General features: G+C 48.0%; 15 protein-coding genes. 13 read left to right on the forward strand and 2 right to left on the reverse strand.

Annotated features, from left to right (window positions below):
• Window positions 1-38 precede the first annotated feature (38 nt).
• The 5 genes from IQ294_RS11295 (at window position 39) to IQ294_RS16325 (ending at window position 4,680) form a co-directional block, all read left to right on the forward strand.
• A complete protein-coding gene (locus IQ294_RS11295; RefSeq protein ID WP_203334136.1) occupies window positions 39-989 on the forward strand; it encodes an ABC transporter permease in 951 nt (316 codons plus the stop codon).
• Window positions 982-1,932, forward strand: a complete 951-nt coding sequence (locus tag IQ294_RS11300; RefSeq protein WP_203334137.1) for an iron chelate uptake ABC transporter family permease subunit — start codon at window positions 982-984, stop codon at window positions 1,930-1,932. The genes IQ294_RS11295 and IQ294_RS11300 overlap by 8 nt, the downstream gene beginning before the upstream one ends.
• Complete coding sequence (locus IQ294_RS11305; RefSeq protein ID WP_203334138.1) at window positions 1,929-2,690, forward strand: iron ABC transporter ATP-binding protein; 762 nt, start codon at window positions 1,929-1,931, stop codon at window positions 2,688-2,690. The genes IQ294_RS11300 and IQ294_RS11305 overlap by 4 nt, the downstream gene beginning before the upstream one ends.
• A gap of 20 nt (window positions 2,691-2,710) precedes the next feature.
• Entirely contained in the window at window positions 2,711-3,664 is a 954-nt protein-coding gene (locus IQ294_RS11310; protein ID WP_203334139.1) for a siderophore ABC transporter substrate-binding protein, read from the forward strand.
• A 383-nt stretch (window positions 3,665-4,047) separates the two neighbouring features.
• A complete protein-coding gene (locus tag IQ294_RS16325) occupies window positions 4,048-4,680 on the forward strand; it encodes a phosphatase PAP2 family protein (protein ID WP_203334140.1) in 633 nt (210 codons plus the stop codon).
• A 65-nt stretch (window positions 4,681-4,745) separates the two neighbouring features.
• On the opposite strand, the gene IQ294_RS11320 is transcribed toward IQ294_RS16325, so the two are convergent.
• Complete coding sequence (locus tag IQ294_RS11320; RefSeq protein ID WP_203334141.1) at window positions 4,746-6,026, reverse strand: ammonium transporter; 1,281 nt, start codon at window positions 6,024-6,026, stop codon at window positions 4,746-4,748.
• Window positions 6,027-6,151: 125 nt separating this feature from the next.
• Window positions 6,152-6,493 (reverse strand): P-II family nitrogen regulator, encoded by a 342-nt coding sequence (locus IQ294_RS11325; RefSeq protein WP_203334142.1) that lies wholly within the window; start codon window positions 6,491-6,493, stop codon window positions 6,152-6,154.
• Window positions 6,494-6,623: 130 nt separating this feature from the next.
• Here IQ294_RS11325 and IQ294_RS11330 point away from each other — a divergent pair, with 130 nt between their 5' ends.
• From IQ294_RS11330 to IQ294_RS11365, 8 genes are all read left to right on the forward strand, one after another.
• Entirely contained in the window at window positions 6,624-7,268 is a 645-nt protein-coding gene (locus IQ294_RS11330) for a uracil-DNA glycosylase (protein WP_203334143.1), read from the forward strand.
• Between the two features lie 100 nt (window positions 7,269-7,368).
• The gene (zupT, locus tag IQ294_RS11335; protein ID WP_203334144.1) at window positions 7,369-8,178 is read left to right on the forward strand and encodes a zinc transporter ZupT; all 810 of its coding nucleotides are present in this window, start codon (window positions 7,369-7,371) and stop codon (window positions 8,176-8,178) included.
• A 171-nt stretch (window positions 8,179-8,349) separates the two neighbouring features.
• Window positions 8,350-9,579, forward strand: coding sequence for an MFS transporter (locus IQ294_RS11340; RefSeq protein ID WP_203334145.1), 1,230 nt, complete (start codon window positions 8,350-8,352; stop codon window positions 9,577-9,579).
• A 128-nt stretch (window positions 9,580-9,707) separates the two neighbouring features.
• Window positions 9,708-10,577 carry a GNAT family N-acetyltransferase gene (locus IQ294_RS11345; RefSeq protein WP_203334146.1) on the forward strand — a complete coding sequence of 290 codons (870 nt, stop codon included), beginning with the start codon at window positions 9,708-9,710 and terminating at the stop codon, window positions 10,575-10,577.
• 274 nt (window positions 10,578-10,851) lie between these two features.
• On the forward strand, window positions 10,852-12,492 hold the full coding sequence (abc-f, locus tag IQ294_RS11350; protein WP_203334147.1) for a ribosomal protection-like ABC-F family protein: 1,641 nt from the start codon (window positions 10,852-10,854) through the stop codon (window positions 12,490-12,492).
• Between the two features lie 153 nt (window positions 12,493-12,645).
• Window positions 12,646-13,614: an ABC transporter ATP-binding protein gene (locus tag IQ294_RS11355; protein ID WP_203334148.1), complete on the forward strand. Its 969-nt coding sequence runs from the start codon at window positions 12,646-12,648 to the stop codon at window positions 13,612-13,614.
• Window positions 13,611-14,249 carry an ABC transporter permease gene (locus IQ294_RS11360; protein ID WP_203334149.1) on the forward strand — a complete coding sequence of 213 codons (639 nt, stop codon included), beginning with the start codon at window positions 13,611-13,613 and terminating at the stop codon, window positions 14,247-14,249. Before IQ294_RS11355 ends, IQ294_RS11360 begins: the two co-directional genes overlap by 4 nt.
• A gap of 15 nt (window positions 14,250-14,264) precedes the next feature.
• Window positions 14,265-15,170, forward strand: a complete 906-nt coding sequence (locus IQ294_RS11365) for a glycine betaine ABC transporter substrate-binding protein (RefSeq protein WP_203334150.1) — start codon at window positions 14,265-14,267, stop codon at window positions 15,168-15,170.
• The last annotated feature ends 27 nt before the right edge of the window (window positions 15,171-15,197 follow it).

A 15,197-nucleotide genomic window follows, 5' to 3' on the forward strand; every position in this document is an offset into this window, starting at 1 on the left:
TCAATTTACTTTTTATTGAACACGGATGAGGGTCAGTCATGAAAAAACGTTATTTAATACCGGCATTACTCATACTGTCTGTCATTTCGCTGTTTGTCGGAGTCAGCAGTATCAGTCCTTTGGATCTGCTGGATTTCCAATCGGAAGAAACACAGATTTTCCTGATCAGCCGGCTGCCAAGGCTGGTCGCCATCTTGCTGGCGGGTGCAGGTATGAGTATGGCAGGACTCATTATGCAGCAGTTGAGCCGCAATAAATTTGTGTCGCCAACCACGGCAGGAACACTTGATGCTACAAGGCTTGGGATTCTCGTTTCGATGTTATTGTTCGCGAATGCGTCCATGATCGAGAAAATGGCTGTAGCGTTTTTGTTTGCCCTGGCTGGTACGTTCCTCTTTATGCAAATTCTCAACCGCATCAAATTCAAAGATGCGATCTTCATTCCTTTGGTCGGTTTGATGTTCGGGAATATCCTTTCATCCATCACCACCTTCTTCGCTTACCGTGCGGATGTTATCCAGAATATGTCCGCCTGGCTGCAGGGTGATTTCTCGATGGTGATGAAAGGGAGCTATGAACTGCTCTATATCAGTGTTCCGGTCTTCATCATCGCTTACCTGTATGCCAACCGCTTTACGGTTGCCGGCATGGGTGAGGATTTCTCCAAAAATCTGGGGCTGAAATACCGGAGCATCGTCAACATCGGATTGGTGCTTGTGGCATTGATCACGGCCACTGTCGTTTTGACGGTAGGGATCATCCCGTTTCTCGGTTTGATCATTCCGAACATCGTGTCGATTTTCAAAGGTGACCATCTTCAAAAAACATTACCGCATACAGCAATGCTCGGAGCCATCTTCTTATTGCTGTGTGATATTTTAGGAAGAGTCCTGATTTATCCGTATGAAATTTCCATCAGCCTGATGGTCGGCGTCATCGGAAGCTTTATCTTCCTCTTCTTATTGTTTAGGAGGAAGGCGTATGCGTGATTTACACAAGATGCTCATACTCGCTGGCCTGGCTTTGGCCGCTTGTGGAGTTTATCTTTTTCATGACTTGAACGGAAGTTTTGATTATGCGCTGCCAAGGCGCGGTGTCAAAGTGTTCGCCATGGTGCTTACCGGTATCGCGATTGCCTATGCGACAGTGGTTTTCCAAACCATTACGCATAACCGCATCCTGACGCCGAGCATTATGGGGCTCGATTCACTTTATATGCTGCTGCAGACGCTATTGATTTTCTTCCTTGGGTCCGACCACATCAGTATCATGAACAGACAAGTGAACTTTATCCTGTCAATAGCAGCGATGGTGGTTTTTGCCTTATTGTTCTATCATTTCCTCTTTAAAAAAGGCAACCAGCCCATTTATTTCCTGTTATTGATCGGCATCATATTCGGAACATTTTTTGGAAGTATTTCAACCTTCCTGCAAGTATTGATCGATCCGAATGAATTCCAGATCGTCCAGGACCAGATGTTTGCCAGCTTCAATAATGTCAATTCCGATCTGGTCTGGCTGTCGCTGGTCATCATCGTCCTGCTGATTGCATTTGCCTGGAGGCATAACGCTTCGCTCGATGTGTTGTCGCTCGGCCGCGATACCGCATTGAACCTGGGAGTCAATTACGACTCGCTTGTCCGGTATATGCTGATCCTGTCAGCGGTTTTGATTGCCATCGCGACAGCGCTGGTCGGTCCGATTACATTCTTCGGGCTGATTGTGGCCAACCTGTCCTATCAATTTTTCAGATCATATAAGCATTCAGTGCTGCTCACGGGATCCATTGTCATCAGTATCATCGCCCTGGTCGGCGGACAATGGGTAGTGGAAAGGCTGTTTACTTTCAATACTACATTAAGTGTCATCATCAACTTCATCGGTGGAGTTTACTTCATCTATCTGTTATTAAGGGAGAGTCGGGCTAAATGATACAGGTACGCGAATTGTCCAAGCTTTACGGAAAAAAGCAAGTCGTAGAAAATGTCAACGTCGATATACGCCGGGGTCAGATCACGTCTTTCATCGGACCGAACGGAGCAGGGAAATCCACGCTTTTATCTATGGTCAGCCGTCTTCTGGATGCAGATACCGGTGAAGTACTGATCGATTCGACGAATACGAAGAAAATGAAATCCAATGAGCTGGCGAAAAGAGTATCGATCCTCAAACAGTCGAACTTCATGAACGTCCGCCTTACGATCCGCGAATTGGTATCATTCGGCCGTTTCCCTTATTCAAAAGGGCGCCTGAATGATGAAGATGAAAAAATGGTGGACCAGGCGATCGAATATATGGATTTGAAAGAGATGGAGCATTCCTATTTGGATGAACTGTCCGGCGGTCAGCGCCAACGCGCGTTCATTGCCATGGTCATTGCCCAGGATACGGATTATGTGCTGCTGGATGAGCCGTTGAATAACCTGGATATGAAACATTCTGTCCAAATCATGAAGATTTTGCGCCGCCTCGTTGATGAACTGGGCAAGACGGTCATCATCGTTTTGCATGACATCAACTTCGCTTCTGTCTATTCGGACCGGATTGTCGCACTTAAAAACGGCCGTGTCGTAAAAGACGGACCGACTGAAGAAATTATACAAAGTTCAGCATTGAAAGAGATATACGATATGGATATTCCGATTCAGATGATGGATAATTGCCGGATCTGTGTATACTTTAATTCTTAAAAAAGAGGAGCACGAAAAAGATGAAAAAATGGTTATTGATCGCATTTACATTAATGATGGTCGCTTTCCTTGCGGCTTGCGGAGCAGATGAAGAGGCAACTGATTCAAACAAAGCTTCAGCAGATACAAAAGAAGTTGAAACGATCACGGTAACTCATGAACTTGGTGAAACGAAGGTCGGTAAAAATCCTGAAAAAGTAGTCGTATTCGACTTCGGTATTCTTGATTCGATGGATAAATTAGGGATCGAATCGGTAGCGGGCGTTCCACAAGGAAACATCCCGGGCTATCTTGAAAAATTTGCTGACGCAGAAAAATATGTGAACGCTGGTACATTGAAAGAAGCTGATTTTGAAGCGATCCACGCGATGAAACCGGACCTGATCATCATTTCTGGTCGCCAGGCTGCAATGTATGAAGAGTTTTCCGATATCGCACCGACGATCCACCTTGGTGTAGACACGACGAAATACATGGAATCATTTGAAAGCAATATGACGACTCTTGGTGATATCTTCGGCAAAGAAGATGAAGTAGCAGAAGAGTTGGCGGCAATTGAAACTCAGATCGAAGACGTTAAAGCAAGCACAACTGACGAAAAAGCATTGATCGTCCTTGCGAATGAAGGTAAAGTAAGTGCGTACGGAGCAGCTTCACGTTTCGGCATCATCCATGATGTATTCGGCGTTCAGCAAGCTGATGAAGGCATTGAAACTTCAACTCACGGCCAAAGCATCTCGTTTGAGTATATTCTTGAAACAAACCCGGATATGATTTTTGTCATCGACCGCAATGCGGCAGTCGGTACTGATGCAAGTGCCAAAGATTCACTTGAAAATGAATTGGTGCAAAAAACGACTGCTTACCAGGAAGACAAAATCATCTATCTTGATCCGGATTACTGGTACCTGTCAGGCGGCGGACTGCAATCTGTCAGCCAGATGGTTACAGACATCCAATCAGCATTTGAATAATTTCTCAAAACCCTCAGCGGACTGCTTACCGCTGAGGGTTTTTTGCTTATCTTAAATACATCCAGTAAAATCTATATTCCGCAAAACAACTTCGCTTTCCTGGGGCTCGCGCTGAGCTAGAAAGGGAGTCTTCATTGTTTTGCTCCATATCTCAGATTCTCTTCTATTAAAGGGCTGGTCCTAATTTTCTCTTGATTGAAAAAGGGACACTTTAATACAGTGAGCGAAGAGGCCAGGACTGTGGAAAGTGTCCGCCTGGAGCGAAATGATTGTAGACGCTATCAGTTGCTGGAGGGTTAAAAGTTTTCGGTTTCGCCTTTTCTGTATCAATAAAATGAAGCGAAAGTCCTTCTGTGATAGACTGAATATACTGAAGAAAGAGGGTGGGGACTATCAAACGGCTATTCTATCCGCTGGGAATGGCAACTTTGATCGGTTTTTTTGCTATCTTGACGAGTTATACGAATGAAGGGTTTCTGGAATTGGATTTGCGTACAATGGAATGGCTTCATGGCCTCATCTTGCTCGACGCGCTGTCGGTATTTGCTGATCGGTGGCTGGTTTTAATCTTGAGCCTGGGACTGATCATTTATCTATGGGTGAAAATGCAGAATTTCAGAGGGATGCTTTTCGTCTTTCTGGCGGTTGGTGTGGGCAATGGCTTGAATGAGCTGATGGAATACTTTTTTGTAACTGAACGGCCGGATCTGCCGCGTGGACTTGAAACTTTCTCTTTCCCGTCGAGCCATGCGATGCTTGGGTTATTATTGTATTTTACGCTAGCTTACTTTCTGGCGGAACATATGGTATCCAAATCTGCCGGCTGGCTGATCTGGATGATTGCGGTTCTTGTGGTGGTGCTTACCGGACTGTCCCGGGTTGCCGGAGGAGAGCATTTCTTTTCTGATGTGCTGGCAGGCTGGTTCATCGGATATTCATTGTTCGTGGCTACAGCTGTTTGGTATGAAATGCGCGAAAGGCAATTCAGGAAAATCCTTAGAGAAGATATTGAATGATGGAAGATTGAAAAAGGCGGCCGCAGAAGCGGTCGCCTTTTGGATGTTCCGGTATTTTATTCATTTCAGGATTTTACGGTATCAGGGTGCGTGCCCAATTGGTTGAGGCGGCTGGCGAAAGAATCTCCTGCGCCTGCAGAACCCTGCAGCACCTCATCCATGGAATAAGCCTGCGAGCCGTGTTCTGAAAAATCGAGTCCGCTTTCTTCCTCTTCGGCAGATACACGAAGCGGGACGATGAGGCCGATGGCTGCAAGGGCAATGGCTGTAGTGATGGAGGTCCAGGCAATGACGGCGAGAACCCCTACAACTTGGATGCCGAGAATTTCTGCTCCTCCGCCGTATAACAGTCCTCCAGACGTATCGAACAGTCCGATTGCGACGGTACCCCAGATTCCGGCGATTCCGTGTACGGAGATGGCGCCGACAGGATCATCGACACGGATTTTTGAGTCCAGCAGACGGATGGCTTCGGTCATGATGATCCCGGCTGCCAATCCGATTGCGATAGCACCGATGAACGACACGTTCGCAGCGCCGGCTGTAATGCCGACAAGACCTGCCAGAGCGCCATTCAATGTAATGGAAGGGTCGATTTGTCCGTATTTAAATCGGGTATATCCTGCAGTAGCGAGAACTCCGGCAGAAGCCGCCAGCAGCGTATTGGCGATTACTGAAGGCACGAGTGCAGGGTCGGCTGCAAGTGTGCTGCCGCCGTTGAAGCCGAACCAGCCGAGCCACAGGATGAAAACGCCCAATGCGCCGAGTGGGATGTTATGGCCGGGGATCGAGTTGACGATTTTCCCGCTGTATTTTCCGATGCGCGGACCGATTTTCCATGCTGCGATGAAGGCGGCTACGGCTCCCGTCAAGTGGACAACAGTTGAACCGGCGAAATCGATGAATCCAATTTCAGCAAGCCATCCGCCAGCCCAGACCCAATGGCCGACAACCGGGTAGATGAGTGCGACGATGGCAACGGTCAATAAAATATAGGCTGTCAGATTAATGCGTTCAGCAACTGCGCCTGAGACGATGGTTGCGCATGTTGCTGCAAAAACAGCCTGGAAAACGAAGAATGCGATATCTGCATCACCCAAAAGGGCGAAACCTTGCGTACCGATCAGACCGAAAGCTGATGGTCCGAACATTAAGGCGAACCCGACGATGAAATAAAGAATGGAACCGATTGAAATGGTGATGATGTTTTTCATTAGGATGTTCAAAGTGTTTTTCGAGCGGGTAAATCCTGATTCCACCATGGCGAACCCTGCATGCATGAAAAAGACAAGCATGGCGCCGAGCATAATCCATATCATATCAATTGAGCCTTGTAGTGCTTCCATTTAATCTCCCCCTTATCCTGCTTTAACGGGCAGTAAGACTTCCGCTTTTCGGAGCGGAAGGCAACTGACCGGAAAAGTCCGATTGGTTCAACTAACATTCCGCCTTTGCTGAATGAAGTTTCACCTTATCCGACCGCGACAGCGCCGCGCTCTTTCGTTCTGATTCTGATTGCATCTTCGACTGGGAAAATGAAAATTTTGCCGTCTCCGACTTCGCCTGTCGCCGCATATTCCAGCAGAGCTTCCACGATGGCTTCGACTTTTGAATCTTCCACCACCATTTCCAGTTTCAGTTTCGGTGAGAATTCCATTTTATAAGTATTTCCCCGGAACATGCCGACCCGTCCTTCCTGCTTGCCTATTCCTGCGATTTCCGTAACACTTAAGCCATCAATTCCTTCGAGGGCCAACGCCTGGCGCACACTTCCGAAAACGGAAGGACGGATAATAGTTTCAATTTTTTTCATGTCGCACCTCCTTAATGTTATGTTTGTTAACATATTAAATATATTATTCTGAAAATGCAAGAACTTTTTTCAATAAATGTTAGGAAAGTTAACATATAGAAAATTATCAATTAAATTTGAGGTGATTTTGATGTATAGAATCAGTGATGAACTTGTGGAATTGGGGCTCAAACGGATAGAAGGATTTCCGGTGGAAGGTTTTGTGAAGGGAAGCGGACCGTTCAACCCGGCTATTATGCTGGTTGGAGAAGCGCCGGGAGAAAACGAAGTGGAAACAGGCATCCCTTTTACGGGGAGAGCGGGGAAAGAGTTGATGACTTCACTGGCGAGTGTTGGTCTTAGCCGGGAAGATGTCTACATTACAAGTGCTGTCAGAAGCAGACCATATAAATGGGGGATGAAAAAAGCGCGTAATGGGGAAATGATTGAAAGGAAATACAACCGTGCCCCGACGAAAAAAGAGATTATTGCGCATGCTCCGATTCTGGATACGGAAATCAGAGATGTGAATCCGCCGCTCATCGTGACTTTGGGCAATGTCGGGCTGCAGCGTTTGATCGGCCCGCAGGCAAAAGTGACGGAATTGCATGGTGTATTGATGGAAACGCCGATTTTGCGTTGGGACGAGGAAGCTGGGGCGTTCATTGAAACGGAAGAAACTTATCATGTTTTTCCGACTTTCCACCCGGCGAGCGTCTTCTATAATCCGCCTGTCAGACAGTTGAAAGACGCAGATTGGCGGACGTTAGGAGATATTCTGAAGATAAAAAGGTGAGGGAATAATCCAATATCTTTCTTCGTTGAAAAATGTTGCACTAAGGAAACTTTAGGCGTACAATAACCTTATTCACCAAGAATGGAAGGAAGTCGGGGTTATGGACAGTACGGTCTTATTTGCTTTGGGGCTTACGCTTTTTGCTGGTTTAGCCACCGGCATCGGCAGTTTGCTGGCGTTTTTCGCCTCCCGGACCAATACGAAATTTTTATCTGTTTCTTTAGGTTTTTCGGCAGGTGTCATGATATATGTTTCGATGATTGAAATTTTCTTTAAAGCGAAAGATTCCCTGACGGACGCCCATGGCGAGACGAATGGCTATTGGCTGACGCTCGCGGGCTTTTTCGGCGGTATGATTTTTATGGCCCTGCTCGACAGGATTCTTCCGCAGCTCGGAAATCCTCATGAGGTCAAGACAATAGAAGATATGGATGAAGGCCCGACCAACGATGAATATGCCCGGTTGCGCAAAATGGGGATTTTCACGGCGCTCGCGATCGGCATCCATAACTTTCCGGAAGGGATTGCGACTTTCATGTCGGCCATCCAGGATCCGGCGCTTGGCATCGCCATTGCGATAGCTGTCGCCATACATAATATTCCGGAAGGGATAGCGGTCTCGGTACCCATCTATTATGCATCCGGCAGCCGGAAAAAAGCGTTGCTATACAGTGTCCTTTCAGGGATTTCCGAACCGATCGGCGCGATTGCCGCTTGGCTGTTCCTTATGCCGTATATGAGTGATACGCTTTTTGGCATCGTCTTTGCATCGGTCGCCGGAATCATGGTCTTCATCTCGTTGGATGAATTGCTGCCTGCCGCAAAACGCTATGATGAAGCGCATCTGTCAATTTATGGCCTTGTCGCCGGGATGGCGGTAATGGCGGTAAGTCTTGTATTATTAACGTGATTCGAATCGAAACGTCTCCAGCTTCCTGAATCCAGGGATGTGGAGGCGTTTTTTTATCGGTCAATAAACGCTCGCTTTTATTCCCTGAAAGAGAAGCTTGTGTCAAATTCACCTTAAGCGTATAGTAATAAGGTGTAAAGACACTTAGGATATTGCTTAAGGAGAATGCAGATGTCTACAATTACAGCAAGTGAAAAAAATACAGCGCCATTATCACGCAATAAATTATTGTGGGTCGCGGGTCTAGGGTGGCTCTTCGATGCAATGGATGTCGGAATTTTATCATTCATCATTGCGGCGCTTCAGCAGGATTGGAATTTAACGACGGATCAGATGGGTTGGATCGGAAGCGTCAATTCTATCGGGATGGCAGTGGGCGCGTTCGTATTCGGCATCTACGCGGACCGGGTCGGACGCAAAAAGATTTTCATCATCACGTTGCTGCTGTTTTCGCTGGCAAGTGGGCTTTCGGCGCTCACTACTACACTCGCGGCCTTTATGATTCTGCGGTTTTTCATCGGCATGGGTCTCGGAGGAGAATTGCCGGTTGCATCGACATTGGTTTCAGAAAGTGTCCCTGCCAAAGAACGGGGTCGCGTAGTCGTATTGCTGGAAAGTTTTTGGGCGGCAGGCTGGCTGCTTGCGGCAATCATTTCTTATTTTGTTATTCCAGCTTCCGAATATGGCTGGCGCATCGCATTATTGATCACAGCCCTGCCGGCTCTTTATGCGCTTTACCTGCGGATCAATCTTCCGGATTCACCGCAGTTCGCCGCAAAGAAGGATGTGCTGCGGTCGATTTCGACAAACGTGAAAGATGTCTGGTCGAAAAAATATTTCAGGGCCACATTGATGCTTTGGATCGTCTGGTTCATGGTCGTATTTTCATATTACGGCATGTTCCTTTGGCTTCCGAGTGTCATGACGCTGAAAGGGTTCACGCTCATTAAAAGTTTCCAGTATGTATTGATCATGACTTTGGCACAGCTGCCGGGCTATTTCACCGCTGCGTGGCTGATCGAGCGGATCGGCCGGAAATTCGTATTGGTGACATATCTTCTCGGAACGGCTGCGAGTGCGCTCGCTTTCGGCAACGCCGATTCACTCGCCATGCTGATCACAGCCGGCGCTTTCCTGTCATTCTTCAATCTCGGCGCATGGGGTGCGCTGTACGCATATTCGCCTGAGCAGTATCCGACTGTCATCAGAGGCACGGGTACAGGCATGGCGGCATCATTCGGCCGCATCGGCGGTATTTTCGGACCGCTTCTCGTCGGCTTCATGCTGACAGCCGGTTTTGGAGTCAATGTCATCTTCGCGATTTTCTGCGGAGCCATCATCATAGGTGCGCTGGCCGTCGCGTTTCTCGGCACTGAAACCAAGCAAATCGAACTTGAATAAAAGAAGCTGCAGCTGCCGGCAACGCATAATTTGCCGGCAGTTTTTTATTTTTTTCTGAATCTGGCAGGAAAAAAGGAAGAAACAGCCAATACTTAGTAGATGAATCGAATGGAAAAGAGTGAGTGTATATGAAGTGGAATTTCTACGAAGATCCGAATGTATTTTATGAGAAAACCGAAAACCTACTGTATCTGAATGAAGATAAAAATAGCCTGTTTCTTGGTATCATCAATCAGATCAAGGCTGGGCGCTATGAACATTATTACCTGGCGCTGGCAGAGGAAGGGGATGAAGTGCTGGCGGCGGCATTGATGACACCGCCCCATCCGCTGCAGCTGATCGTCTTTACAGAATTTCCGGATCTGGATTTCGAGCTTGTACGAGTTTTGAAGCAACGGGACATCGGAGTCTCGGGTGTCATCGGTGATAAGGAAACAGTGCAGTCGTTCGCTGATTTTTGGGTGGCGGAAACCGGCCAGACTATCGAATTGCATATGGATGAAGGTCTTTACCGGATCGATGCAGTTGTAAAAGGTCTCGAACGGAGCCCGGGCACCTGGCGTGTGGCCAATAAGAAGGACGCTGATTTATTGGCGGAATGGTTTTTACAGTTTGAAAAGGATGCGGGAACCGGTGCTTCCAGCCAGAAGGAAGCGGGGGCAAAGATCGATAAATTTCTTGATGATAAAGAAGTATATATCTGGGAAGTGGATGGAGAAACCGTGTCCTGCATGAAGAAATCACGCCCTTCAAGGAACGGTATAACGGTTTCTTTTGTATTTACACCGCAAGAGCACCGTCGTAAAGGTTACGCCCGGACACTGGTGGCGGAAGTGACAGAGGAATTGCTCCTGGAATTCGATTTCGTCATGCTTTATACGGACTTGAAAAATCCGACATCCAATAAGATATACAGCGAAATCGGTTATGAAAAAATCGCTAACCCGGTGCATTTGCGATTTCAATCGCAGGATGATAAAATTCAACTAATAAAGTAAGTGAGGTGATGGGTGGACGATGAAATAAATTCCTTTTTCTGAGCAACTGAAGTTTTTCAGCTTAAAAGAAACAGGATTCGTCTGCCCATTTTGCATTTTATGAATTGAATTGAAAAAGTCCCGGAGGCTGTGCTTTGATTCGAGCGTGAGCTTCAGGTCTGTAATCCGGTTCAATTTATATTTCAGTTTTATTGCTGGTTATTTGGGCTGCCGAATTCTTCCGAAAATCAATCGGAGGAATTTTTTTTATTTCTCCGAAAAGGGAGAGATTGATATGGCCATCTTAGGCAAATTAAACAACATGACCGTCCGTTATAGAGATCGGATCATTTTAGAAAATGCGAAAGCTGCTATCCATGAGCGATCGAGAATTGCGGTGATCGGCGCAAACGGTTCAGGGAAAACTAGTCTCCTTGAAGCGATAGCGCGGAATGGGCAAGGAGTCCATTGGCTCGGAAATGACCCTGAAATTATTTATATGGAACAGGAAGCCAGGGATTTCGATATGGCGAATGTGGAAGCGGAAACCGCAGCGATGAGAAAGAAGTGGCGTGTTCCGGCCGGACGGAAAGAGCTGAGTGGCGGGGAAACGATGAAACTGCGGCTTTCATATGCTTTGGCGCGAAGGGGCGATATCTACCTGCTGGATGAACCGACCAACCATTTGGATGCGGGAAGTCTGGAGATGCTGGCGGACAGCATTGAAAAAATCGATGGAACGGTGATTTTTGTTTCACATGACCGTCATTTTATCGACCAGGCAGCCACGCATGTCTGGGAAATTGAAGACGCGGGTTTGATTGAGTATGAAGGGAATTATTCTGCTTCCAGAGCCGAAAAGGAACACCGGAGGCTTACGCAAAAACGCAAATATGACAAACAGCAGGCGAAAATTGCGCAAGTGGAAAACCAGATTGTTCAACTCCAATCGTGGTCTGGCAAAGCGCATGCCGAATCGACGAAAAAAGATGGGGCAAAAGAATATTTCCGTATGAAAGCGAAGAAAAAAGATGTGCAGGTCCGCAGCAAGCGGCAGCGTCTTCAGGCGGAACTGAAACAGGACCGGATTGAACAGCCGAAAGAAGAATTGCAAGTTTCATTTGATATCCATGATGCTGCGAAGAAAGGCAACAGGGTCATCGAGCTGAAAAACGCATGCAAATGGTTTGGAGGCAGACTGCTGTTCGACCGGGCAACATTCACCATACAGCATGGCGAGCGGGTTGGCTTAGTGGGCACCAATGGCAGCGGGAAAACGACGCTTCTTAAGATGGTGCTGGGTATGGAAGCTCATGAAGGGGAGGTCTGGTTAAGCGACGGGATGAAAATCGGCTATTTAAGCCAGGATGTCTTTGACTTACCTGAAGAAAAGACCCCGTCTGAGCTGTTTTGGGCCCCGAGTTTTGAGGAAACAGGCAAGATCCGCAATTTAATGGACCATCTGGGTTTTGAAAAGGTGCATTGGGAACAGCCGGTTTCGCATATGAGCATGGGCGAGCGGGTCAAACTGAAGCTGATGGAATTCATGTTGGCCGATTGCAATGTCCTGCTTCTCGATGAACCGACCAACCATTTGGATCTGCCATCCAGGGAAGAGTTGGAGCGTGCTCTCGGCTACTTTGACGGGACGATGCTGATTGCCACCCATGACCGCTATTTCATGGAAAAACTGAGCGATAGATTACTCGTGTTCGAAAATGGCCGTCTGTCTAAATACGAAGGCGGATATGCAGATTGGCTCGACCGCAAAGGGGCTGCCGAACAGCCTGACCTGCTGCAAATGGACCTGGAAAGACAGGAAGTGTTGGGGAAATTGAGTTTCATGACACCGGGCGACCGTGAATACGAAATGCTGGACAGGCGGTTCAATGAATTGACTGCTGCCATCCAGTCTCTTGGAACTGCAAAGAAATAATGGACGTAAAACGGCTGCCGGAGGGCGGCCGTTTTTTCTGATTGCGCTTAATTGAAAGAAAAGGCAATCGGGGATACAACTCAGGAATAATGGATCCGGAAACAGGGTATTGAAAAAAAGACAGTAGGAAAGGTGCAGGAAGGAGCGGAATGAATGATCCGTTTTGAACAAGTGACAAAGCAGTTTCCGGACGGGACGGAGGCACTGAAAGATATTTCGGTGACTTTTCCAACCCATAAATTGACCGTTCTTATCGGTCCGAGCGGCTGTGGAAAAACGACATTGATGCGTATGGTCAATAAATTGGAAACGCCGACCAAAGGTGATGTGTTCATTGATGAAAAATCGATTACCGGGCTGGATGAAGTGCAGTTGCGCCGTTCAATCGGCTACGTCATCCAGCGTATCGGACTGTTTCCCCACATGACAATAGAGGAAAACGTGTCACTTGTGCCGCGTTTATTGGAATGGCCAAAACAGCGGACAGCCGGGAGAGTGGATGAATTATTGGAACTTGTGGGGCTCGAGCCGGCCGTTTACAAGCAGCGCTATCCACTGGAACTGAGCGGCGGCCAGCAGCAGCGCGTCGGAGTGGTGCGGGCGCTGGCGGGAGATCCGAATATCGTGCTGATGGATGAACCTTTTTCTGCGCTCGATCCCATCAGCCGGGAGCAATTGCAGGAAGATCTGCGGGATCTTCAGCAGGAAATCAGGAAGACGATCGTTTTTGTTACGCATGATATGGATGAGGCATTAAAGCTCGCTGATCAGGTTGTCCTTATGCGCGAAGGGCGGATCGAACAGATCGGCACGCCACAGGAATTGATCAATAACCCGGCGAATGATTTTGTAAAGAGCTTTATCGGAGTGGACAGGATCAACCGGCAACGCTCATTCGGGGAGCGGAGACTAAAAGAATTCTACACTGTTTTTAAGGGACGGGAAACTGCTGATGCCATTGAGATCTCTGGTGAATCGACAATCGCTGATGCATTTGCGCTGCTCGAAACGAGTGGATATTCCACCTTGAAGATTATGGACGGTGACCGGGCCTTTGCTTATGCAGGAGACCGCGATCTGGTGAAAGCTGCTCTTCTGAAAGAGGAAGGTGCAACTGTATGAGGGATTTCATGGATACTTTGGCCAGTCGCCAAGATATGATTCTAAGTGCATTTATGGAACATATTTATTTATCCTTCGTAGCCGTAGCGATCGGAATCGCCATCGCATTGCCGCTCGGTGTCGTCATTGCGCGTTACCGCCGCTATGCAGAGCCTGTTATCGGCGTGACCGCCATTTTCCAGACGATACCGAGTCTGGCGCTGTTCGGTTTTTTGGTGCCGATCCTTGGAATCGGATCGACGACAGCTTTGATTGCCTTGATCATTTATGCATTATTGCCGATTCTGAGAAATACGTATACGGGCATAACGGGAGTGGATGGTTCTGTTATTGAGGCGGGTCGCGGCATGGGCATGACCCGTACGCAGATACTCAGGCAAATCGAGTTGCCGCTCGCGTTGCCGTTCATCATGGCGGGCATCCGGACGGCGACTGTTTTGACTGTCGGAATTGCCACGCTTGCGACTTTCGTGGGAGCGGGCGGCCTCGGGGATATCATTTACCGCGGCCTGCAGTCTTATAATAATTCACTGGTGCTGGCGGGTGCGCTGCCGGTCGCCTTACTCGCGATCGGATTTGATCTGATCCTGAAATGGATCGAGAAACGGGCGACGCCGAAAGGGTTGAAAAATTAAGAGGGGGAATAGAGGATGAAAAAAGGGATGACTTTGATGTTGGCGGCAGGAGCTGTCGTGCTGGCAGGATGCGGCTCAGGAAGTGGAGATGAAACGGATCCGATCGTCATCGGCGGCAAGCCGTGGACGGAGCAGTATATTCTGCCGCATATTCTGGGGCAGTATATAGAAGCGAATTCGGATTACACGGTTGAATACAAAGAAGGTCTCGGCGAAGTTTCGATCTTAACGCCTGCCCTTGAGCAGGGGGATATCGATCTGTACGTCGAATATACAGGGACGGGATTAAAAGATGTGCTTAAACAGGAATCGGAGCCTGGCCAGTCTTCGGAAGAAGTGTTGCAGCTAGTCCGCGAAGGGTATGAGGCGGAATATGATGCAACTTGGCTGGAACCTCTGGGTTTTGAAAACGGTTATACATTGGCATTTTCAAAAGACAGCGGCTTTACTGCGGCCACTTATTCGGAGCTGGCTGAAATCTCCCAATCCCAGGACTTGAGTTTCGGAGCACCCCATCCGTTCTATGAGCGCCAGGGTGACGGCTATGATGATATGATCACGACCTATCCGTTTGAGTTCTCGGCAACTGACAGCTTTGATCCAGCGATCATGTATGAAGCGGTGAACAGCGGTGATGTAGACGTCATTCCGGCATTCACGACAGACAGCCGCATTGGATTGTTTGATCTGCAGACGACAGAGGATGATCTGTCATTTTTCCCGAAATATGATGCGGCTCCGGTAGTCCGTCAGGAAACACTGGAGCAGTATCCGGAACTGGAGGATCTGCTGAATGAACTTGCCGGACAGATCAACGAAGAAGAGATGCTTGCGATGAATGCGCGTGTCGATGTCGACCAGGACAAGCCGGAAGATGTGGCGAGGGATTTCCTCATGGAAAAAGGGCTGATAGAAGAATGAAGGATGAAAACCTCCGCAGAAATGCGG

Origin of the sequence: Planococcus beigongshangi (genome assembly GCF_016820495.1) — a bacterium.
In the GTDB taxonomy this organism is placed as follows: Bacteria; Bacillota; Bacilli; order Bacillales_A; family Planococcaceae; genus Planococcus; species Planococcus beigongshangi.

Bases quoted from the DNA above. Each gene is read 5' to 3' on its own strand.
- IQ294_RS11295 (WP_203334136.1), top strand. From the start codon at position 39: ATGAAAAAACGTTATTTAATACCGGCATTACTCATACTGTCTGTCATT.
- IQ294_RS11300 (WP_203334137.1), top strand. From the start codon at position 982: ATGCGTGATTTACACAAGATGCTCATACTCGCTGGCCTGGCTTTGGCC.
- IQ294_RS11305 (WP_203334138.1), top strand. From the start codon at position 1,929: ATGATACAGGTACGCGAATTGTCCAAGCTTTACGGAAAAAAGCAAGTC.
- IQ294_RS11310 (WP_203334139.1), top strand. From the start codon at position 2,711: ATGAAAAAATGGTTATTGATCGCATTTACATTAATGATGGTCGCTTTC.
- IQ294_RS11320 (WP_203334141.1), bottom strand. From the start codon at position 6,026: ATGGAAGCACTACAAGGCTCAATTGATATGATATGGATTATGCTCGGC.
- IQ294_RS11325 (WP_203334142.1), bottom strand. From the start codon at position 6,493: ATGAAAAAAATTGAAACTATTATCCGTCCTTCCGTTTTCGGAAGTGTG.
- IQ294_RS11330 (WP_203334143.1), top strand. From the start codon at position 6,624: ATGTATAGAATCAGTGATGAACTTGTGGAATTGGGGCTCAAACGGATA.
- zupT (WP_203334144.1), top strand. From the start codon at position 7,369: ATGGACAGTACGGTCTTATTTGCTTTGGGGCTTACGCTTTTTGCTGGT.
- IQ294_RS11340 (WP_203334145.1), top strand. From the start codon at position 8,350: ATGTCTACAATTACAGCAAGTGAAAAAAATACAGCGCCATTATCACGC.
- IQ294_RS11345 (WP_203334146.1), top strand. From the start codon at position 9,708: ATGAAGTGGAATTTCTACGAAGATCCGAATGTATTTTATGAGAAAACC.
- abc-f (WP_203334147.1), top strand. From the start codon at position 10,852: ATGGCCATCTTAGGCAAATTAAACAACATGACCGTCCGTTATAGAGAT.
- IQ294_RS11355 (WP_203334148.1), top strand. From the start codon at position 12,646: ATGATCCGTTTTGAACAAGTGACAAAGCAGTTTCCGGACGGGACGGAG.
- IQ294_RS11360 (WP_203334149.1), top strand. From the start codon at position 13,611: ATGAGGGATTTCATGGATACTTTGGCCAGTCGCCAAGATATGATTCTA.
- IQ294_RS11365 (WP_203334150.1), top strand. From the start codon at position 14,265: ATGAAAAAAGGGATGACTTTGATGTTGGCGGCAGGAGCTGTCGTGCTG.